Annotated in this window: 16 protein-coding genes and 2 pseudogenes; 10 read left to right on the top strand and 8 right to left on the bottom strand. The window is 67.1% G+C overall.

Annotated features, from left to right (window positions below; genetic code table 11):
• The 4 genes and pseudogenes from ACWEO7_RS34690 to ACWEO7_RS34675 form a co-directional block, all read left to right on the top strand.
• Window positions 1–190: pseudogene (locus ACWEO7_RS34690) on the top strand (MerR family transcriptional regulator); the annotation flags it as partial.
• A gap of 365 nt (window positions 191–555) precedes the next feature.
• Window positions 556–1,518, top strand: coding sequence for a ferritin-like domain-containing protein (locus ACWEO7_RS34685; RefSeq protein ID WP_452429542.1), 963 nt, complete (start codon window positions 556–558; stop codon window positions 1,516–1,518).
• Between the two features lie 228 nt (window positions 1,519–1,746).
• Entirely contained in the window at window positions 1,747–2,895 is a 1,149-nt protein-coding gene (locus tag ACWEO7_RS34680; protein ID WP_452429540.1) for a zinc-dependent alcohol dehydrogenase, read from the top strand.
• A 13-nt stretch (window positions 2,896–2,908) separates the two neighbouring features.
• Window positions 2,909–3,475 carry a hypothetical protein gene (locus tag ACWEO7_RS34675; RefSeq protein WP_452429538.1) on the top strand — a complete coding sequence of 189 codons (567 nt, stop codon included), beginning with the start codon at window positions 2,909–2,911 and terminating at the stop codon, window positions 3,473–3,475.
• Window positions 3,476–3,486: 11 nt separating this feature from the next.
• Here ACWEO7_RS34675 and ACWEO7_RS34670 read toward each other — a convergent pair whose 3' ends face one another.
• The gene (locus ACWEO7_RS34670; RefSeq protein ID WP_452429537.1) at window positions 3,487–3,678 is read right to left on the bottom strand and encodes a DUF3072 domain-containing protein; all 192 of its coding nucleotides are present in this window, start codon (window positions 3,676–3,678) and stop codon (window positions 3,487–3,489) included.
• A gap of 615 nt (window positions 3,679–4,293) precedes the next feature.
• Here ACWEO7_RS34670 and ctaD point away from each other — a divergent pair.
• The gene (ctaD, locus tag ACWEO7_RS34665; RefSeq protein ID WP_452429535.1) at window positions 4,294–6,057 is read left to right on the top strand and encodes an aa3-type cytochrome oxidase subunit I; all 1,764 of its coding nucleotides are present in this window, start codon (window positions 4,294–4,296) and stop codon (window positions 6,055–6,057) included.
• A gap of 331 nt (window positions 6,058–6,388) precedes the next feature.
• Here ctaD and ACWEO7_RS34660 read toward each other — a convergent pair whose 3' ends face one another.
• Window positions 6,389–6,643 (bottom strand): hypothetical protein, encoded by a 255-nt coding sequence (locus ACWEO7_RS34660; protein ID WP_452429533.1) that lies wholly within the window; start codon window positions 6,641–6,643, stop codon window positions 6,389–6,391.
• 419 nt (window positions 6,644–7,062) lie between these two features.
• On the opposite strand from ACWEO7_RS34660, the gene ACWEO7_RS34655 reads away from it, so the two are divergent.
• The 3 genes from ACWEO7_RS34655 to ACWEO7_RS34645 all read left to right on the top strand — a co-directional run bounded on the left by ACWEO7_RS34655 (window position 7,063) and on the right by ACWEO7_RS34645 (window position 9,632).
• Window positions 7,063–7,968: a class I SAM-dependent methyltransferase gene (locus ACWEO7_RS34655; RefSeq protein ID WP_452429531.1), complete on the top strand. Its 906-nt coding sequence runs from the start codon at window positions 7,063–7,065 to the stop codon at window positions 7,966–7,968.
• Window positions 7,969–8,320: 352 nt separating this feature from the next.
• Window positions 8,321–8,605, top strand: coding sequence for an STAS domain-containing protein (locus ACWEO7_RS34650; RefSeq protein ID WP_452429529.1), 285 nt, complete (start codon window positions 8,321–8,323; stop codon window positions 8,603–8,605).
• Window positions 8,606–8,663: 58 nt separating this feature from the next.
• Entirely contained in the window at window positions 8,664–9,632 is a 969-nt protein-coding gene (locus tag ACWEO7_RS34645) for an anti-sigma factor RsbA family regulatory protein (protein WP_452429527.1), read from the top strand.
• A gap of 227 nt (window positions 9,633–9,859) precedes the next feature.
• Here ACWEO7_RS34645 and ACWEO7_RS34640 read toward each other — a convergent pair whose 3' ends face one another.
• From ACWEO7_RS34640 to ACWEO7_RS34625, 4 genes are all read right to left on the bottom strand, one after another.
• Complete coding sequence (locus tag ACWEO7_RS34640; RefSeq protein WP_452429526.1) at window positions 9,860–12,241, bottom strand: SpoIIE family protein phosphatase; 2,382 nt, start codon at window positions 12,239–12,241, stop codon at window positions 9,860–9,862.
• Window positions 12,241–16,773, bottom strand: coding sequence for a HAMP domain-containing protein (locus ACWEO7_RS34635; RefSeq protein ID WP_452429524.1), 4,533 nt, complete (start codon window positions 16,771–16,773; stop codon window positions 12,241–12,243). Before ACWEO7_RS34635 ends, ACWEO7_RS34640 begins: the two co-directional genes overlap by 1 nt.
• Window positions 16,774–16,898: 125 nt before the next feature.
• On the bottom strand, window positions 16,899–17,090 hold the full coding sequence (locus ACWEO7_RS34630; protein WP_452429522.1) for a hypothetical protein: 192 nt from the start codon (window positions 17,088–17,090) through the stop codon (window positions 16,899–16,901).
• Between the two features lie 264 nt (window positions 17,091–17,354).
• A complete protein-coding gene (locus ACWEO7_RS34625; RefSeq protein WP_452429520.1) occupies window positions 17,355–18,254 on the bottom strand; it encodes a LysR family transcriptional regulator in 900 nt (299 codons plus the stop codon).
• A 191-nt stretch (window positions 18,255–18,445) separates the two neighbouring features.
• Here ACWEO7_RS34625 and ACWEO7_RS34620 point away from each other — a divergent pair, with 191 nt between their 5' ends.
• Window positions 18,446–18,739, top strand: a complete 294-nt coding sequence (locus ACWEO7_RS34620) for a DUF1330 domain-containing protein (protein WP_355184981.1) — start codon at window positions 18,446–18,448, stop codon at window positions 18,737–18,739.
• A gap of 66 nt (window positions 18,740–18,805) precedes the next feature.
• Here the strand turns inward: ACWEO7_RS34620 and ACWEO7_RS34615 are convergent, their stop codons facing one another.
• Window positions 18,806–19,009, bottom strand: coding sequence for a cold-shock protein (locus tag ACWEO7_RS34615; RefSeq protein ID WP_067806012.1), 204 nt, complete (start codon window positions 19,007–19,009; stop codon window positions 18,806–18,808).
• Between the two features lie 483 nt (window positions 19,010–19,492).
• Between ACWEO7_RS34615 and ACWEO7_RS34610 the strand changes: the two genes are divergently transcribed.
• Entirely contained in the window at window positions 19,493–19,897 is a 405-nt protein-coding gene (locus tag ACWEO7_RS34610; RefSeq protein WP_452429518.1) for an ATP-binding protein, read from the top strand.
• A gap of 7 nt (window positions 19,898–19,904) precedes the next feature.
• On the opposite strand, the pseudogene ACWEO7_RS34605 reads toward ACWEO7_RS34610, so the two are convergent.
• Window positions 19,905–20,094: pseudogene (locus ACWEO7_RS34605) on the bottom strand (MerR family transcriptional regulator); the annotation flags it as partial.

Here is a 20,094-nt window from a genome sequence, read left to right as displayed (position 1 = left end):
GGGCGGGCACCGCCGCTACTCCCGCTCCCAATTGCGCATCGCCGCGCGGGTCCGCGCCCTGGTCGATGCCGGCACACCACTGGAAGCGGCCTGCCGCATCATCGTCCTGGAAGACCAACTCACCCAAGCCCACGAACTCAACGCCGAACTCACCCGGCGAAACCCGCCCGCGCCGGACGCCGACAGCTGAACCTTTCAGCCGCCGCACTGCGCCCATGCAGGGAGGTGGCTTCCGATCGAAGTGGAAGGCCCGAGTTTCCGATCGGTGGCGGTCGGCCGGTGCCGAAAGCGGCAACCGAACTCTCGACCCGTTCCCTTCCGGCACACGGCGAATCGGCGCGGCGGGCGGTAGCAGGTCGGACCGCTATGCCGGCCGTGTGGATCTTCGTGAGATCGAAGGCGGTAGCTGGATATCCCTCGGCCGCGTCGCGGCACCCGAGCCGGCCGGGGATGTCTGCTACATGCGTGTTACTCATCGGTAGGGCTGGGTAGTCGGGGGAGTGGTGCACCTTGCGCCGACCCGATGTTGTCACACACCGGAGGGACGAGATTCGCATGAGCACACTTGACACCACGACTTTGCTGGCGCAGTTGCGCGCGGTGCTGTCGTTGACCAACAGCGAGCTCCAGGTGGCCGAGACCCGCATCGCGCAGGCCCGCACCGAGGCGGTGCGCCGGGAATTGTCGGAGAACGCCGACAACGCGCGCGCTCGCGCGGAGGCGATCGAGGAGGCCATCCGTGACCTGGGCAGTCTCCCGGAAATGATCGGACCGTTCCTGGGCCGCGCCGCCGCGGCGGTCAAGGCGATGGCCGAACAAGGCCAGCCGTTCGACGAGGCGCTGCTGGGTGACCTCGCGCTGGAACATCAGTTGCTCGACCGCGCCCGCTACATCAAAGCCCTCGCTACCGCCGCACAGCTGCCCGAGGTGGTGGCGTTGGCGAATCGGTTGATCACCGCGCATTCGGCGACGGTGGACTGGCTGACCACCGTCCTGGCCGAAGACGCCCTCGGTGGGCCGGCCGCGCTGCGCCGCACTCCGTTGCAGGCGGCGGCCGGGACCGCGGCGAAACTGTTCAACCTTCCGGTCGCGTGGTCGACGCGGGGCCTGGATCGGGCGCTGGACACCGTGCGCGCCACCCCGCCCGCGCTCGGCGGACTGCTGGCCCAAGGCGCACGGGCGGGCGATGTCGCCGTCAAGACGCTCTCGGCGTCTCGCGACGCCGCGCTGGAGACCGCCGAGCAGGTCACCCGCCGCGAAGGCGCCGACATCGCCGCTGATGCGTTGCGGTCGATCCGCACCAGCACCGGGGTCTTGGAACCGGACGAGCTGCCGGTCGGTGACTACGACGAGCTGAACGTCTCCCAAGCCGTCGCCGCGGTCAAGGAACTCACCGACCCCGCCGACATCCGCGCGATCGTCGCCTACGAGGAAGCCCACAAGAACCGCCACGGCGTCGTCTCCGCTGCCCAGACCCGCCTGGCCGGGATCGCTCAGGAAGTCGCCGGCCTGACCTGAGCCGGCCCCGGCGAGACGCGAACTGCGACACACCATCAGTCTTGCTGCACCCGGATCCGCACCGACTCGGCACGGCGGGCGCGACACCCGTGTCGCATCACCTCGACAGCCCGAATTCCGAGCGTTTCCCTCCCGACGCCCTGTGGGCTGGAACGAGCACCGGCCTGGCGCGGCGGTGTTTCGCGGCCGCTGCCCCGGGTATGGCCAGCGAGATCAGAGGAGGCAGCTATGAGAGCGATGGTGTATCGCGGCCCGTACAAGGTGCGGGTTGAGGAGAAGGACATCCCGCCGATCGAGCATCCGAACGACGCGATCGTGCGCGTGCAGCGGGCCGCGATCTGCGGCTCGGACCTACACCTCTACCATGGGATGATGCCGGACACCCGCGTCGGCATGACGTTCGGCCATGAGTTCATCGGTGTCGTCGAGCAGGTCGGCGGGTCGGTACGCAATCTCGTGCCCGGTGATCGGGTGATGGTGCCGTTCAACATCTATTGCGGATCCTGCTACTTCTGTGCGCGGGGCCTGTACTCCAACTGCCACAACGTCAACCCCAATGCCACGGCCGTCGGCGGTATCTACGGCTACTCCCACACCTGCGGCGGTTACGACGGCGGTCAGGCGGAGTACGTGCGGGTGCCCTTCGCCGATGTCGGCCCGGCCCAGATCCCGGACTGGCTCGACGACGAGGACGCGTTGCTGTGCACGGACGCGCTGGCCACCGGCTACTTCGGCGCGCAGCTGGGCGACATCGCCGAGGGCGATGTCGTGGTGGTGTTCGGGGCGGGCCCGGTGGGGCTGTTCGCCGCGCAGTCGGCGTGGCTGATGGGCGCGGGCCGGGTGATCGTGGTCGACCACCTCGACTACCGGCTGGAGAAGGCGCGGGAGTTCGCGCACGCCGAGACGTTGAACATGGCCGACTGCGGTGACGTGGTGGTCGAGATGAAGCGCATGACCGGCTACCTCGGCGCGGACGTGGCGATCGATGCGGTGGGCGCCGAAGCGGACGGCAATCTGCTGATGCACGTGACCTCGGCGAAGTTCAAATTGCAAGGCGGCTCTCCGGTCGCGTTGAACTGGGCCATCGATTCGGTGCGCAAGGGCGGCACGATTTCGGTGATGGGCGCCTACGGGCCGTTGTTCAGCGCAGTGAAGTTCGGCGACGCAATGAACAAAGGGCTGACCATCAACACCAACCAGTGCCCGGTGAAACGTCAATGGCCGCGGCTGTTCTCGCACATCCGCAACGGCTATCTGAAACCGAAGGAAATCATCACCCATCGCATCCCGCTCGAGCACATCGCCGAGGGATACCACATCTTCTCGGCCAAACTCGACGGTTGCATCAAGCCGATCGTGGTGCCCGACACGGCGTGAAGGAGCAGTCGAAATGACCTATACCAAAGAGCATCCGCCCGTGCCCAGTGCCGAGGAACTGCGTGCGCGCATTCCGGGCTGGGGCGTCGACCTCGACCCGGCAGACCGCCCGTCCGGACGGAAATTCCGCCCGGAGGAGACCGGCGCGCATTGGGACCTGCCGGAACGCCAGCGGGAGACAACGCTCCGTGAACGCTCGATCGAACACGCGGCCCTCACTCCGGTCTTCGGCACCTCGGCACCGCTGCGTGGGCTGTCGGGCCGGATCCGTCGCCGTGCCTACGAGCGCTACAGCGAAGGCAGGGCCGCGCACTGGCTGCTGCTGATTTTCGGTGACCGCGTCGACGCCTGGGAGAACCACGCGCGCTCGTTCGCCACCCTGCGGCCCGACAATCCGATCACCGAGACGGGGGTGAAGGCCGAGTTCACCCATCACGGATTGCGATCTCGCGCGCAGGGCACCCGGATCGATCGGGCCCATCAGTGGATGGACCCGATCATCGTCGCCGGACCGTGGGTGGCCGCCGGTGTGTTCGCACTGCGCGGGCTCCGAGCGCTCGCCCGGCGCGGCCGGCGCTGAGCGATTTCTCGTCACGCGCCTCGGCCGGTGCGCTGCTGCAATTCATCGATCAATTGCGAAGCCTCCGCCTTGGTCAGCCGCCCCGACACCTCCACCCCCGCCTCCTGGGCCAGGGTGTGCAGATAGGACTCCTGCGGGCCGGTCATCGGCTCGTCGCCCGTGGTCCACTGATCCGGATCCTTCTCCGGCTTCGGTTGCACCATCGCCGCTCCTCACACTCGACAGAACATGTGTTCGACTCCCGGCTACCCACCCGCGTGGATCTTCAATCACGCGCCCACTCCTGCCGCTTCTCGGATTCGCGCAGGTCCGGTGCCGCCACCTCCCGCGTTCCGAGCACGGCTTGTTTGCCAATCGTTGTCTCTGGTGGTAGGGCGGCAACTTTCCTTGCCGCGAATTTCGGAGGGAAGCCGCTGGCCATGGTTCACCGCATCGAGGACGAAGCATCCTTCCCTTCTCGGTCGCCGTCTACCGCCGTCTTCGGTCCCAAGAACGATCGTTGGCAGGCATACACCGTCGTGGGGCGTCTCGCAGGCAACGGCGTTGCCCAAATCCTCGCCACCTTTTCACCAGCAGGGGTGGTACATGTGCGCCACGTCGGAATGGTCACTGTGGTGTGACTGCTGGCGAATCGATTTGAAATATGCCCCAAAGGCGACATTCCAAAGACATATCTGCTCGACGCCGCGATGGAACTAGGCTGGCTGATGGCGTGGTCACGTCCGCAGCCGAAGGCTTCCACGCAGATGTGATGACGAAGTTCGCCATCGTATGGCGTGGGCGCCTGGAGACACGTTCGATGTGGAAGAAGGTGCATCATGGCCGCCATGGCGCGTGAGGTCTCACCTGTCGTAGTGACGCGACCGTATCCAGCGCGAGGGGGGCCGAAAGGCTCGTTCGTGTGGAAAATGGTCACGACCACGGACCCGAAGGTGCTCGGGATCCTTTATCTGACCTCCGCGACGGGATTCTTCCTCATCGGCGGTCTGATGGCGCTGCTGATGCGCGGCGAACTCGCCAGACCCGGCCTGCAATTCCTTTCGCCGGAACAGTACAACCAGTTGTTCACCATGCACGGCACCATTATGCTGCTGTTCTATGCGACCCCCGTGGTCTTCGGCTTCGCCAATGCGATCCTGCCGTTGCAGATAGGCGCACCGGATGTCGCCTTCCCCAGGCTCAACGCCCTCAGCTACTGGCTGTATCTGTTCGGCGCGACGATCGCCACCGCGGGATTCCTCACCCCCGGTGGCGCCGCCGACTTCGGCTGGACCGCCTACACCCCGCTGAGTCTGGCCGAGCACTCGCCCGGCGTCGGCGCGGACCTGTGGATCATGGGCTTGGCCGTCTCCGGCCTGGGCACCATTCTGGGCGCGGTGAACATGACCACCACGGTGATCTGCCTGCGCGCACCGGGAATGACCATGTTCCGGATGCCCATCTTCACCTGGAACATCCTGGTCACCAGCATCCTGGTGCTGCTGGCCTTCCCGATCCTCACCGCGGCGCTGATGGCCATGGCTTACGACCGGCATCTCGGCGCGCACATCTACGACCCCGCCACCGGCGGCTCGATTCTGTGGCAGCACCTGTTCTGGTTCTTCGGTCATCCCGAGGTCTACATCATCGCGCTGCCGTTCTTCGGCATCGTCACCGAGGTGATCCCGGTGTTCAGCCGCAAGCCCATCTTCGGCTACACCGCCCTGGTCTACGCCACGCTCGCCATCGGAGCTCTTTCGGTCGCGGTGTGGGCGCACCACATGTACGCCACCGGCGCGGTGCTGCTGCCGTTCTTCTCGCTGATGACATTCCTCATCGCGGTGCCCACCGGCGTGAAATTCTTCAACTGGATCGGCACGATGTGGCGCGGTCAATTGACCTTCGAGACACCGATGCTGTTCTCCGTCGGATTCATCGTCACCTTCCTGCTCGGCGGCCTGTCGGGTGTCATCCTCGCCAGCCCTCCGCTGGACTGGCATGTCACCGACACCTATTTCGTCGTCGCCCATTTCCATTACGTGTTGTTCGGCACGATCGTGTTCGCCACCTTCGCCGGCATCTACTTCTGGTTCCCCAAGCTCATCGGACGCTTCCTGGACGAACGATTGGGCAGGATCCACTTCTGGACCACGCTGATCGGCTTCCATACCACCTTTTTGATCCAGCACTGGCTCGGCAACGAGGGCATGCCGCGCCGCTATGCCGACTATCTCCCGACCGACGGGTTCACCCTGCTGAACACCATTTCCAGCATCGGGTCTTTCCTGCTCGGCGTCTCCATGGTCACATTCGTGTGGAACGTCTTCAAAAGCTACCGCTACGGCGAAGTGGTGACCGTGGACGATCCCTGGGGCCAAGGCAACTCGCTGGAATGGGCGACCACCTCGCCACCCCCGCGCCACAATTTCTACGAACTACCCCGCATCCGCTCCGAACGCCCGGCCTTCGAACTGCACTACCCGCACATGTCCGCGCGCCTGCGCGCCGAAGCCCACGCAGGCCGCACCACCCACATCGCCCACGCAGTGGCCGCAGCGGATGACCAAGCCGCCGCTGACCCGGGGCCAACCTCCGGCGAATGATCGGTCCCCGGCGGGCCGGCCCATGCGGCCGAGTCGCGATTGTCGGTCGGGTTCGCGCTCCAGGCGGCAGGTGCGCCGCCAGTCCGGCACTCCCGGGCGGCGTTGATCTTCGGCTCGGGGCATGGGCATCAGAGAACTCGAGCTTCTAGTTCGTCGCGGACGCCCGGTCGATGAACGGTGGTCACCCACTCTCATGAGGGCGAAAACAGCGGACCACTCGAACGGATACCGCTCCCGATCACAACAGCCCACTACTGCCGTCGGGCACACGCCGCTACGAGCCCATCGCCCGGCGCCATGCTTGCTGCTTACGGTGAAGCGGGATCCGCCGTTACCGCTGCGCGGCGGTCGCCACCGCGGCGGCGAACATGACGGCCGGGACGAGCACGGCGGACCAGAGCTGTACCAGCGCCGCGGCCAGGACCAGCGCGACGATTCCGAGTTGTGCCGCGCCCCGTCTCGCGGCGCGCGGAACCACCGGCGCCGACCCCAACCGCGCCACCCGATACCACGCAGCTGCCAGGGCCATTATCACCACGCACAGCAACACCAGTTCGACGCCAGGCTCTGTGGTTGCCCTTGCCATGCCTACCTCCCATGGCCGTTGACTCTGAGCCGCTGCGTCGGCGTGACCGCTGTTCGCGTCGGTGTGTCCGTCGGGACCGGGTGCAGAGCATCCGTCCGGGACGGAACTCGTGACAGCGACACGCTGGCGACGCTGCACGGCGCCCTGTGAGTCGAGCTGACGACACTGCTGGCCAGGAGGTTGCCGCCACGTCGCCGACGCCGGACCTCGGCCGGGATGATCACCTCCGGCCAGCACAGAATTCGTGGTGCCCACCCGCCGCTGGCAGCGGTAGCGTAATGGTCAGCGTGCAGGCTTGACGACCGCGGCGGGCGAGGGCAGCGGACACCGAACGCGGCGATAGCCGCGCGCGGGCGCGAGTTGACCTCGGCCGTCACCTGTGAACAGCAATTACTGGCTTGTGAGAAAGAGCCGAACTCATGACCGGCCACATCTCCTCCCGCGAGGTCGATCCCCACGGCGAGCCCGGCCGCGATCCGTGGGACGAGTTCTTCTTCCTGTTCCTGGATCCGACCCGCACCTATAGTTGCGCGTTCTGGAACCACCCTGAGGAAACACTCGAACAAGCCCAACTGAACAAGATCGACCTCGCTTTGGGCAAATGCGACCTGCGACCCGGGATGACCCTGCTCGATGTCGGTTGCGGGTGGGGATCAGCCCTGCTGCGCGCCATGGACACCCACCAGGTGAACACGATCGGGTTGACCGTCAGCCGCAGCCAATACCGGTACGTGCGCGACCAGCTCGTCGACCGGCTCGCGCGCGGACATCCGTGCGGCCGGGTATGGCTGCAGGGCTGGGAAGCATTCGACGGCCACGCCGACCGCATCGTGTGCATCGACGCCTTCGAACACTTCCACCAAGACAGCTATGGCGAGTTCTTCCAGTTCGCCCACCGCGCCCTGCCCGCCGGGGGTGTGCTGCTGCTGCAAACCATCGTCGGCTACCACCGAGACGAGCGGCGCGCCCACGATATCGAGCACACCGGCATCGATGACGCGTTCATGCAGTTCCTCACCGGCACGATCTTCGCCGGTGGCCCGCTACCGGCCCCGACCGGCCGCGACCCCAAGGGCGTCACCGCGTACGCCGAAGACGCCGGCTTCACCGTCACCGGCATCCAGGCGATGGGACCGCACTACGCCACCACCCTCGACCACTGGGCGGATGCCCTACACGAACACCGCGACCGCGCCATCGAGCTCGCCGGACCTGGCATCTACAACGCATATACCCGGTACCTGACCGGATGCGCCGACTACGCCCGCCGCGGCCACATCGACGTCATGCAATTCACCTGCACCAAACCCGGAACACCGCACTGAAACGGACGCGACGAACACGCTGCCACATCGGTTGCGCCCCGGCCCGATACCGACCGCGGGTATGACTCAACAGAGGTGTGGCACACACAGGCCGAATGCCGGAATGTCGCCCTCGGCCCTACTCTGTGAAATCGGCGGCGAACGCCTCCCCGCACGGCCTCGTAGCCGGCGGCGGCCGTTCCCTCGATGATCGTGCGGGACAACATGTCACGACGCGGCCGAGCGGGCATCCGGCCTGTGACCACCCACGAGAAGCACTTCCTGCACTCGAGCCCGCGACCGGCGGCTGCGCACGCAAGCGTAAGATCCTGCACGTTGTGTTCGTGATGGCCGATGGAAGGTCGGTGAGCCAGTGGATCCCGCGCTCCGGCTCAGTCGGGCTGCCCCGGGTCCCTCGACGCTGCGGACGTCTCGGATCAGCAGTCTCCCTGGCCTGCGATGCGCAGGCTCGGTCGACTTCACCACCCGCGAAACCTGGCGCGAGGCTGTCTCGGAACTGACCGCCAGGGACCACGATGTCCACTTGGACCTGTCCGGCCTTACGTTCATCGACACTTACGGAACCTCGATTTTGGTAGAAGCCGCCACCCAATCCTCGGAGGTTCGACGAATCGTGGTACATCGGCCCCGGCGATGATGCTTCGGGTACTCGCGGTGTTCTGGCCCTCCCTACAGACGATCGAGGTAGTGCACACATGAGCTTGCCTGGCGTTGCGTCGGCCACTTCCGACTCCACCGACCCATTCGTGCACCCCGCGCTGTTCTACCGCGACACGGCGGAATACCTCGCGGGCACCCTCGGCTTCATCCGCCAAGGACTCGAGAACGGCGAACCGGTCGCGGTGGCGGTCCCCGGTCCCAATCTGTCGCATCTGCGCACTGCACTGGGCTCCGACGCCGCCTCGGTCCAGCTGATGGACATGACTGTCGAAGGCCGCAACCCGGGCCGCATTATTCCCGGCGTGCTTCGCGCCTTCGCCGACAAGTACCCCTCCGGACGCGTGCGAATCATCGGCGAACCGATCTGGGCCGGACGCTCGTCGCTCGAGTACCCGGCCTGCGTTCAACACGAGGCTCTGATCAACGCGGCATTCACCGGGCGGGAAGTGAGCATCCTGTGTCCATATGACACCGAGCGTCTTTCGACCCAGGTCTTGAACGACGCGCACGCTACCCACCCCGTGCTCATCGACCACGCGGGCCGGCGAACGAGCAGCGCCTACAACCCCGACCACATCGTCGACTTCTACAACAGAGAACTGCCCTCCCCGCCCGCGACCTCCGCAACCGTCGCCTTCGACGCGACGTCGCTGCCCCACATCCGGCGCCTGGCCGTCGATTACGCCCGCGACGCCGGCATGTCCGAGCATCGGGAGATCGATCTCGAACTGGTGATCGGGGAGACCACCACCAACTCGGTCGTCCACGGCGGTGGGCACGGCAGGCTCACGATGTGGGCCGAGCAGAACCAGATCCGCTACCAGATCAGCGATCAAGGACACATCACGAATCGCCTCGCGGGCCGCCTGCCCGCACAGTCCTATCGCCCAGGCGGCCGCGGGCTGCTACTGGTCAACCAGCTCACCGATCTCGTCCGAATCCACACCACCCCGCACGGAACCACCATCCAGCTCCACTTCGGCTTGGATCGCGATTCGCCTTAGCACTGCGCTCTGCCCCGGCGGCACCGTCCGTGCGCACCTGCACCTTGCGGCGCGCCGACGCCCCAGCCGCTCTGCGAGCCGGAGCGCGCAAGGGCTGTCGGCGGACCCGCCCGTGACGAGTTCGCTGCACTTTCGGCCTCGCCAAAGGTCTCGCAGGCAGAACTTTCCACCGTCGCCGGGTGCCGACTTCGTACCGGACTGACACCCGCGTCTTCGGTCGGCCGGTCTCAGCTGCCGGGGGAGTCTTGACCCGGCCCCACTTGAATACCCACCACGCACGTGTCGTCGTCGGTGTCGGCATCGCTGCCGTCGAGCAATTCGTCCAGACGGTCGTCCAGGGTTCCGCTGAGCTGTGCCGACCTCACGAGCAACCGTTCGATGCAGTCGTCCAGCAGCCGGTCTCGGCGCTCGATCAGCCCATCGGTGTAGAGCAGGAGAGTGTCGTCCGGCTCCAGTTGCAGTTCGGCTTCCTCGAACGTCGTCTCCGCCACAGCGCCGAGGAGCATCCCTTGGAGCAGGGGCAAGCTGGACGCCTGGCCTGCGCGCACCAGCACCGGCGGCAGGTGGCCCGCGCGGGCCCAGCGCAGGACGCGGGTCTGTGGGTCGTAGAGCCCGCAGATGGCGGTGGCGAAGATGTTGTCGGTCAGGTGGTGGGCCACCAGGTTCAGCCACGTCAGCATCTGCCCCGGACCCGCGCCCGTGGCGGCGAGGCCACGCAGGGCATTGCGCAGCACCACCATGCCGGTGGCTGCCTTGACGCCGTGGCCGGTGATGTCGCCGACAGACACCATGATCTGCTTGGAAGGCAGCACGACCGCGTCGTACCAGTCTCCGCCGACGGTGTATTCCTGCTCGGCGGGCCGGTATCGCACCGCTATGCGCAGACCGAACGCCTCGATGGACGGCTGCGCGTCCGGCATGATCGCCTGCTGGAGCTGCCGTGCCAGCTGGCTCTGTTCGGCGGCGTGCTGCTCGCTGTGCGCCAGCCGGTCGCGTGTCGCGGACAGCGCGACCTCGGTCCAGTGCTGCGCGGAGATGTCCTGATAGGCGCCGCGGATGGCGGCCAGGTGACCTGCCTCCAGGACCGGTTCGGCGACGATCCGGATGTGCCGGGTCACGCCGTCCGGCCGGATCAAGCGGAAGGCCGTGGAAGCCGAGCGGCGGTAGCGCAGCAAGGTCCGCAGGAACCGGTCGACGGCATTCGCGTCGTCGTCGTGGACGTGCCCCGGCAGTTGCGCGAGCGGGATCGGCTCCGCGGTGGGCGCGAGCCCGTAGAGAGCGAAAAGTTGACTGCTCCAGGTGATCTCGCCGCTTGCGGCGTTCTCTTCGAACCCGCCGACGCGGCCGAGGCGCTGTGCGTGCTGCAGCAACGCCGCCAGCCGCGCCGTCTCGTCCTCCACCCGCCAGACCATGAGCACGGTGTCGCCGTGGCGGCTGATGCTGAGGGCGGTCGAGACGGTCAGCGGTACCTGTCCGACCAGTTCGGTCAGCGTCATCCGGTCGGTACGGTAGGTCTCGCCGGTGGCGAAGACGTGCTCGATCCGCTCGAACAGCTGCCCGTCACTCGCCGCCATGGGGTACGCCTCGAGCAGCAACGCGCCGTTGACCAGGCCGCGCGGACGCCCGGCCGGGTCGACGAAGCAGCCGTTGACGTGGTGGATGCGGAAGTCGGCGAGCGCGCCGTCGTCGCCGAGGTGGGGCAGCAGCACGAGCGCCGGGTCGAAAAGGCCGTCCGCGAGTCGCACGAGATCCGCGACACCGGGGCGGTCCGGCGCCCGCACAGCGGCGAGGTCCGACTCCAAAGTGTGTGCGCACAGCTCGGCCAGTGCCTCCAACTGCCGGTGCACTTGGGGCGGCTGCGGTTCGAGCGGTTGCGGCCAGCACACCTCGAGTACGCCGAGCAGCTTGCCCCCCGCGGCCGCCGGAATCGCCGCCCGGCCGCCCTCGCGGTCACCGATGGACGGCGGCCCGGCCCGGCTCAGGTCATCTATCCACACCGGGTTGCGCTCCATCAGCGCCTGCCGGGCCGGAGTTACCACACCGGGCGGCACGTATCGCCAGCGCTCGGCCTCGTGGGGGCCGATGCCGGCGAAACCGGACAGGGTCAGCGACGCGTCGGCGCCCGCGGACCAGATCGCCACGGCGGTGGCGCCCAGCGGCGTCAGAGCGTGCTCCAGCACCGACTCCGCGACACGTTGACTGTCACCGGCTGCCAGCAGCCCGCTTTCGGCCGTACGCAAGCGCACAGCCGCGGATGGCTCTCCCGGTAAGGCGGCGCGCAGCAAGAACTCGCCCACCACCGCGCTGACCTTGTCCTGGGCCGACTGGTCGACCAGTTCGGCGGCCAACTCGAGCGGTGTGATGCCCGCTCCCTCGGCCAGGGCGTCGAGCTGCCGTGCCGCCTGCGCGGGCCCGCAGTGCAGCCGTTCGACGAGAACGCCCTTGGCCATCTCGATCAGCGCGCGTCCGTCGGCGGTGGCCTGGGCCTGTTGGATTTGCGCACGCAGCCGCTCCACGGTGGCCGCGAGGCGGTGGACCGCGGGGCCCACGGGTGAGTGAGGGCCGCCTGTCGCGTCGGCCTCGGTGCCGGGGCTGTCCAGATCGGTCATCAGGCACCCAGCCAGTGCTGGATGCACGCGATCAAGGCGTCCGCGTCGACCGGTTTGGTGACGTAGTCGTTGGCGCCGGCGGCGAGGCTCTTCTCGCGGTCGCCCAGCATCGCCTTGGCTGTCACGGCGATGATCGGCAGGCTCTCGTACCGTGGCATCTCGCGGATCGTCGCCGTCGCGGTATAGCCGTCCATCTCGGGCATCATCACGTCCATCAGGACCAGGTCCGTCTCCGGGTGGGCGATGAGCTTGTCGATGCCCTCGCGCCCGTCTTCCGCGTGCAGAACGCTCATGCCGTGCAGTTCGAGAATGCTGCTGAGCGCGAAGAGGTTGCGGGCGTCGTCATCGATGATGAGCACCGTGCGGCCGGCGAGCTTGCCGTCCGGCCGCTGTGGCGCCGGGGCGGATGTGTCTTCGCGACGGACCAAGGGCAGCATGTCGCCGGGTGCCTCGGCGGTGACGTGCAGCGCGATCCGCTCCCGCAGATCGTCCAGGCTGGACAGCAGCTCCAGCGGCTGGCTCGTGGCGCGATGTTGCAGCATGCGTTCCTGCTCGGCGTCGAGCCGGCGGTTGTGGACCAGTACCGGGACGCTTCTCAATGCGACGTCCCCGTCCATCGTCTCCAGGAACCGCAGCGCGGCGCCGTCGGGCATGTCCAGCTCGAGCACGACGCAATGGAACGCTTCGGCGGCCATCGCCGCCACCGCCTCTTCCACCCCGACCGTAGTGACCACCTGGACCGGACCACGCGGGTCATTGCTGTCGGCCAGTTCGGCGACAGCGCTTTGCGCGACCAGCGACAGCAGGCCTTGCGGGCGCTCCTCGACGACCAGGAGCCTGCGGTGCTGTTGAGGCGTAGCGGGAGCAGGGGTGCGCTCCGGCCGATTGTCGGCCTGCTGTGTGTCGTCCCGCTCGCGAGGCGGCGCCTCCTGGAAGTCCGGCCGCGCGACCGGGAGGTAGAGGGTGAACGTGCTGCCCTCGCCCAGTGTGCTTTCGGCGCTGATGGCGCCGCCGAGCAGGTAGGCGATCTCCCGGCTGATAGACAGACCCAGGCCGGTGCCGCCGTACTTGCGGCTGGTGGTGCCGTCGGCCTGCTGGAAGGCGCCGAAGATCGACTCGAGCTGGTGTTCGGCGATGCCGATCCCGGTGTCGATCACCCGGAACGCGACGGCCGGGCCGTGCTGGCGCACTGCGGCGGGCAACTCGCTCGCCTCCGCCGGTTCTATCCGCAGCTGTACCGACCCGGTCTCGGTGAACTTGACCGCGTTCGACAGCAGGTTCCGCAGCACCTGCCGCAGCCGCGAGTCGTCGGTGAGCAGGTCCGACGGCAGGCCGGGTGCGGTCGTGACGCGGAAGCGCAGACTCTTCTGGGTGGTCATCGGCCCGAAGGTGGCCTCGAAGTAGTCCAGCAACTGACGCAACGACACGCGTTCGGGCGTGAGGTCCATCTTGCCCGCCTCCACCTTGGACAGGTCGAGGATGTCGTTGATCAGCTGGAGCAGATCCGAGCCCGCCGAGTGGATGATGCCCGCGTACTCCACCTGCTTGGGCGTGAGATTGCGGCTCGGGTTCTGGGCCAGCAGCTGGGCGAGGATGAGCAGACTATTGAGCGGGGTGCGCAGCTCGTGGCTCATGTTGGCCAAGAATTCCGATTTGTACTTCGACGCGAGCGCGAGTTCTTGAGCCCGGGTCTCGAGTTCCTGCCGAGCCTGCTCGATCTGAAGGTTCTTGGCTTCGATGTCGCGGTTCTGCATGGCCAGCAGTTCCGCCTTGTCCTCCAGCTCGGCGTTGGATCGCTGCAGTTCCTCCTGCTGCACTTGCAATTCCTCGGAACGGGCTTGCAGCTCGGTGGTCAGGCGCTGGGATTCGACCAGTAGCTCGTCGGTGCGGGCGTTGGCGATGATCGTGTTGACGTTGACGCCGACCGTTTCCATCAGCTGGTCGAGGAAATCCCGGTGGATGCGGGTGAAGCGGTGCACGGAAGCCAGCTCGATCACGCCGAGGACCTGTTCCTCCACCACGAGCGGCAACATGAGCAGGTTGACCGGCGCGGTCTGCCCGAGCCCGGAGGAGATGGTGACGTAGTCGCCGGGCACATTCTCCACCGCGATCATGCGGCGACTGCGTGCGGCCTGGCCTACCAGGGACTGGCCGAAGGCGAACCTCGACGGGCTGCCCGGTTTCTCCGGGCTGCCATAGGAGCTGATCAGCCGCAGCTCCGGCCGCTCGTCGCTGTCGCCGGCGAGGTAGAACGCGCCGAACTGCGCGGAAACCAACGGCGCCAGCTCGTCCATGATCAACCCGGCCACCACGTGCAGGTCGCGTTGGCCCTGCATGAGACCGGAGATACGAGCGAGATTGGTCTTCAGCCAGTCCTGATCCTGGTTGGCCTTGGTGGTCAAGCGCAGCGACTCCACCATCGCGTTGATGTTGTCCTTCAACTCCGCGACCTCACCGGAGGCCTCCACGGTGATGGAGCGGGTCAGGTCGCCCTCGGCCACGGCGCTGGTGACGGCGGCGATGGCGCGGACCTGGCGGGTCAGGTTGCCCGCCAGCCCGTTGACGTTCTCGGTCAGCCGTTTCCATGTGCCCGAGACGCCCTCGACCTCGGCCTGGCCGCCCAGCCGCCCCTCCGATCCCACCTCGCGGGCGACGCGGGTGACCTCGGCCGCGAACGCGGACAGCTGGTCGACCATCGTGTTGATCGTGGTCTTCAACTCGAGGATCTCGCCGCGCGCGTCCACGTCGATCTTGCGGGTCAGATCGCCCTGCGCGACCGCGGTGGTGACCTGGGCGATGTTGCGGACCTGGTTGGTCAGATTGTTCGCCATGGAGTTGACGTTGTCGGTCAAGTCCTTCCACGTGCCCGCCACATTCGGCACGCGTGCCTGGCCGCCGAGCATGCCCTCGGTGCCGACCTCGCGGGCGACGCGAGTGACCTCGTCGGCGAACGCGGACAGCGTGTCGACCATCGTGTTGATCACCCCGGCGAGCGCCGCGACCTCGCCCTTCGCCTCCACGGTGATCTTCTGACTCAGATCACCGCGCGCCACCGCCGTGGCGACCTGAGCGATCGAACGCACCTGGCCGGTCAGGTTCGACGCCATCACATTGACGTTGTCGGTCAGGTCCTTCCACGTGCCCGACACGCCCCGCACCGTCGCCTGGCCACCGAGATTGCCCTCGGTGCCGACCTCGCGGGCCACGCGGGTGACCTCGTCGGCGAACGCCGAGAGCTGATCGACCATCGTGTTGATGGTCTCTTTCAGCTCCAGGATCTCGCCGCGGGCGTCCACCCTGATCTTCTGACTCAGATCGCCACGGGCCACCGCGGTGGTGACCTGGGCGATCGAACGCACCTGCGCGGTGAGGTTGTCGGCCATGACGTTGACCGACTCGGTGAGGTCCTTCCAGGTGCCGGAGACGCCCTTCACGTCCGCCTGCCCGCCCAGCCTGCCCTCGGTGCCGACCTCGCGGGCGACGCGGGTGACCTCGTCGGCGAACGCCGAGAGCTGATCGACCATCGTGTTGATGGTGTTCTTCAGCTCCAGGATCTCGCCACGGGCGTCCACTCTGATCTTTTGAGACAGATCACCCTGCGCCACCGCGGTTGCCACCTGAGCGATCGAACGCACCTGCGCGGTCAGGTTGCCCGCCATGAAATTCACCGAGTCGGTGAGGTCGCGCCAGGTGCCGGAGACGCCCTTCACATCCGCCTGGCCACCGAGGATGCCCTCGGTGCCCACCTCGCGCGATACTCGCGTGACCTCGTCGGCGAAGGACGACAGCTGATCGACCATCGTGTTGATGGTGTTCTTCAGCTCCAGGATCTCGCCACGGGCGCTCACTGTGATCTTCTGGCTCAAGTCGCCTCGCGCCACCGCGGTCGTCACCTGCGCGATGTTGCGGACCTGGTCGGTCAGGTTGCCCGCCATGAAGTTCACCGAAGCTGTGAGGTCGCGCCACACGCCACCGACGCCGGGCACCTCCGCCTGACCGCCGAGCCGGCCCTCCGAACCGACTTCGCGCGCGACGCGGGTGACCTCGTCCGCGAACGCGGACAGCTGGTCCACCATCGTATTGACCGTGTTCTTCAGCTCGAGGATCTCACCGCGTGCGTCCACGTCGATCTTCTGGGACAGGTCGCCCCGCGCCACGGCGGTCGCGACCTGGGCGATGTCGCGCACCTGGCTGGTGAGGTTGCCCGCCATCGCGTTCACCGAGTCGGTGAGGTCCTTCCAGGTGCCGGACACGCCGGGCACCTCGGCTTGACCACCCAGCCGCCCGTCCGTGCCGACCTCGCGCGCGACCCGGGTGACCTCTGAGGTGAACAGCGACAGCTGGTCCACCATGCCGTTGAAGACCGTCGCGATCTCGCCGAGCAACCCGTCGGCGTCCGTCGGCAACCGGGTGCCGAAATCGCCGTCGCGCACGGCTGTCAATCCGGCCAGTAGCTGGCGCAACTCGACCTGGTCCGCGGCCGTGACAGCCTGCTTCGATGTGGTGCGGGCGGGTGTCGCCGTGTCTGTCATGCTCATCCTCGTTCTGCCCCACCCCATTCGGACGCGATGCCGCGCACGACGGGATCGCCGACCAGCGGTGCTGTGCTGGCTGCTGAACACAGAGACACCCGCGCATATCGCTTTGAAACTATCATTCACGAGAGGCAATGCCCGGCGTCCCGTTTCGCGGAACCGATCCGGAAGGGCCCAACGGCCCAGCCCGCAGCAGCCATGGCCGCCCCATGCGGGTTGTCGAGGGTGACGGTGGTAACGGGGTCGCGGTCCAGCAGCGCCTGCGCCGGTTTGCGCGCCTCGACCTGCCGCAACTTGCCCAGTAGCTCGGCCACCCAGAAAGGGTCGGTGAGGGGGTTGATAAGGGTGGTCCAGACGGTGGGTTGCGGGTCGTCAGGAAACAGCGGGTGCAGGTGGAGGCGTCTCGATACAACCCGCGGTCGCGGGCGGCGCGGGCGAGGATGTCTTGGTGGTGGGCGTCGGTGTAGACGGCGGCGACTTCCCAGAACCTGATCGGGGGGTTTGCTGCGCGTGTGGCGGCTGTGCCGGCCGCAGTTGTCGCCCGGGGCCCTCGACCGGCCCAGCATGGATCCTGCGCGTCAGTCCGGCAGCCAGTGCAGCTCGTGCGCCAGGGTTTTGGCGACGGCACGGATGCGGCGGTGTAGTGGTGACTGCTCGCGGGGGAGGACCAGGTGGATCGTCAGGCTGGGCGCGCCCCGCAGCGGTCGCCAGGTGAGACCGGCCGGTTGCGCCGTGACCGCGGCTTCTCCGGCCGGGGCGAGGGTGAGCCCGTCGCGTAGGTCGCGCTGAGACAGGTCGAAAGAGACTGCGGGCGTGTGGAATCTGGGCTTTGGCCGGATCTCTCGGAACAGTGCGGACAGCTGATCGTGGATCACGGGGTTGGCCGTACGGTCGGGGAGTCGCAGCGGATACGCGGCGGCGTCGGCGATCTCGATCTCCGGGTGTTCGGCCAGCGGATGATGCTGTGCCAATTGGACCCCGACGCGCACACGCCGCAGCAGGAACCGGCGCACGCCACGACCCGGCTGTTCGCCGCGGGTGATCCCCGCATCGATGCGGCCGTCGGCGACCGCAGGGGAGATCTCCGGTGTCGCCATCGGGACCGTGCTGACCTGGAGTCCCGGGCTGCTGCGAAGGAGCCTGTCCACCAGGGCCGGTGCCGTCTCGGCCCCCGTGCTGAGGCTGTATCCGATGCGCAGCGTGCCCAGTTCACCGGCCCCCGCATTCCGGGCGGTGTCCCATGCCCGGTCCAGCGCCGCCAGCGCTGGCGGCGCGGACTCCGCCAAAGCCGCACCGGCCGTGGTCAATACGACGCTACGCGTGTTACGAACCAGCAGGGCAGTTCCGAGTTCCGCCTCCAATCGGCGCATTCGGGCACTGAGTGCGGGCTGCGCGATCCCGATCCGTGCGGCCGCGCGGGTGAAGTTCAACTCCTGCGCCAGCACCAGAAAGTACCGCAGGCTCACCGTATCCGGCACCACATGCCCTCCCTGCCGATTGATAACGAGCCGTTCTGAGTCTATCCCCTCCCGGTCTTTCCCTCGATCACACATCAACCCCTAACCTGCGCCTATGACGATTCAACTGACCGCAGTGCCCGTCGCCGGGATCGATCGATCCGAGTGTCAATTCGAAGTCGGACGTGTCCGGCCGAACACAGGAGGTTTCCATGGCTAAGGGCTACTGGGTCAGTGTCTACCCCGCCATTTCCGACCCTGAGAGGCTGACTGCCTACAACAAGCTGGCCCGTCCGGCTGTCCAGGCTGGGGGCGGGCGCGTCCTGTCCCGTGGCGGTCGAGTCGTCGCCCACGAAGCCGGAATCACGCAACGCGTCGTTCTGATCGAGTTCGACAGCTTTGAACAGGCCGTCGCGGCATACGAGAGCGAGGCATACCAGAAGGCGCTGGTGGCCCTCCCCGACGGCGTCGAGCGCGACTTCCGCATCATCGAAGGCATCGACTGAACGAAAAGAGCTTCGCACCGACCTCGGTGCGAAGCTCTTCACAAACGATCACGCGATCGCGCGGAATCAGATGGCGCGGACGTCCTGGGCTTGGGGGCCCTTCTGGCCCTGTTCCACCGAGAACTCGACACGCTGACCCTCGTCGAGGGATTTGTAACCCGAGCCGCTCACGGCCGAGTAATGCACGAAGACGTCCGGGCCGCCTCCGTCTTGAGCGATGAAGCCGAAGCCTTTTTCACCGTTGAACCACTTCACACTGCCTTGAGCCATGCTGTATACAACTTCTTTTCTGTAGTGAGCCGGGCAAATTCTTGGTGAGAAGCCCGTACTCAGCCTCTCATTATGCCACACCCGTCGCCGTTCGCTCGCATCACGCAGTGATCAGAGGGTCCGGCCTACCGGGGTGCGGACGGCTGAACATCACGCCGAGACCGGCCGCCGCAGACGATTTCCGCCCCGGCGCCGACCCGTGTGGGGTATTCGTCCCACTCGGCAACCCCGCGAAGCGGGACTTGTCCTCGGATGTGGACCGCGGGACCGCAGCCGGTCACGGCGGGCTGGCGGGACCGGGCCGTGCTCTGCATTCTCGATCGATGCGGGGTGTCGGGGCACCCAACGATTCTTAACACCCCACGCGGTCCGCGGTGAGCGTGGATGCGGTGTTTTCGCTGCAGTGGGGTCGGGTATGTCGTGGCAGAGGTAGTGCCGTCCGCGTGGAGGCCGGTACTGGGCGAGCGGAAGGAGGGGTGCAGGGTGGGAATTTCGACACTGGATCCAGCGCGCGCCGACGGCGCTGTTGTCGAGTGGGATCTCGAGGCGGTGTCGTTGGGGCAGCTGCGGGCTGCGGTGCGGCGCCTGCTCACCCCGCTCGCCGGTATTGGCGTCGAGGACGCGGTGCAGGTGTGTGACGAGTTGGCCAGCAACGCTGTCGTGCATGCCCGCGCCCCGCGTGGTTGCCGGTTGATGGTGACCGGCCACGGCTGGTTGCGTGTGGAGGTCGAGGATGCTTCACCCGCGCCCGCGCGGATCCGCCGACCGGATCACACCGGCGGGCGGGGGTTGATTCTGGTCGATCAGCTGGCCACCTGCTGGGGTGTGGACTACCACGGGCGCGGCAAGACGGTGTGGGCCGAACTCGGCACCCGCGGCCGCGGCTGATCGCAGTTCAGTTGTCGCGGTCCGGCGCGGGCGGGTTTCGCCGGGTGAGTTCGGCGTTGAGTTCGTGGGCGTGGGTGAGTTGGTCTTCCAGGACGATGATGCGGCACGCCGCTTCCAGTGGTGTGCCGGCATCGACCAGCGCGCGGACCCGCGCGGCGATGCGCAATTGGGAGCGGGAGTAGCGGCGGTGCCCGCCG

The sequence above is a fragment of the Nocardia sp. NPDC004260 genome (genome assembly GCF_053603155.1).
This window is presented reverse-complemented; position numbering and strand designations above follow the sequence as displayed.

Bases quoted from the DNA above. Each gene is read 5' to 3' on its own strand.
- ACWEO7_RS34685 (WP_452429542.1), top strand. From the start codon at position 556: ATGAGCACACTTGACACCACGACTTTGCTGGCGCAGTTGCGCGCGGTG.
- ACWEO7_RS34680 (WP_452429540.1), top strand. From the start codon at position 1,747: ATGAGAGCGATGGTGTATCGCGGCCCGTACAAGGTGCGGGTTGAGGAG.
- ACWEO7_RS34675 (WP_452429538.1), top strand. From the start codon at position 2,909: ATGACCTATACCAAAGAGCATCCGCCCGTGCCCAGTGCCGAGGAACTG.
- ACWEO7_RS34670 (WP_452429537.1), bottom strand. From the start codon at position 3,678: ATGGTGCAACCGAAGCCGGAGAAGGATCCGGATCAGTGGACCACGGGC.
- ctaD (WP_452429535.1), top strand. From the start codon at position 4,294: ATGGCCGCCATGGCGCGTGAGGTCTCACCTGTCGTAGTGACGCGACCG.
- ACWEO7_RS34660 (WP_452429533.1), bottom strand. From the start codon at position 6,643: ATGGCAAGGGCAACCACAGAGCCTGGCGTCGAACTGGTGTTGCTGTGC.
- ACWEO7_RS34655 (WP_452429531.1), top strand. From the start codon at position 7,063: ATGACCGGCCACATCTCCTCCCGCGAGGTCGATCCCCACGGCGAGCCC.
- ACWEO7_RS34645 (WP_452429527.1), top strand. From the start codon at position 8,664: ATGAGCTTGCCTGGCGTTGCGTCGGCCACTTCCGACTCCACCGACCCA.
- ACWEO7_RS34640 (WP_452429526.1), bottom strand. From the start codon at position 12,241: ATGACCGATCTGGACAGCCCCGGCACCGAGGCCGACGCGACAGGCGGC.
- ACWEO7_RS34635 (WP_452429524.1), bottom strand. From the start codon at position 16,773: ATGACAGACACGGCGACACCCGCCCGCACCACATCGAAGCAGGCTGTC.
- ACWEO7_RS34620 (WP_355184981.1), top strand. From the start codon at position 18,446: ATGGCTAAGGGCTACTGGGTCAGTGTCTACCCCGCCATTTCCGACCCT.
- ACWEO7_RS34615 (WP_067806012.1), bottom strand. From the start codon at position 19,009: ATGGCTCAAGGCAGTGTGAAGTGGTTCAACGGTGAAAAAGGCTTCGGC.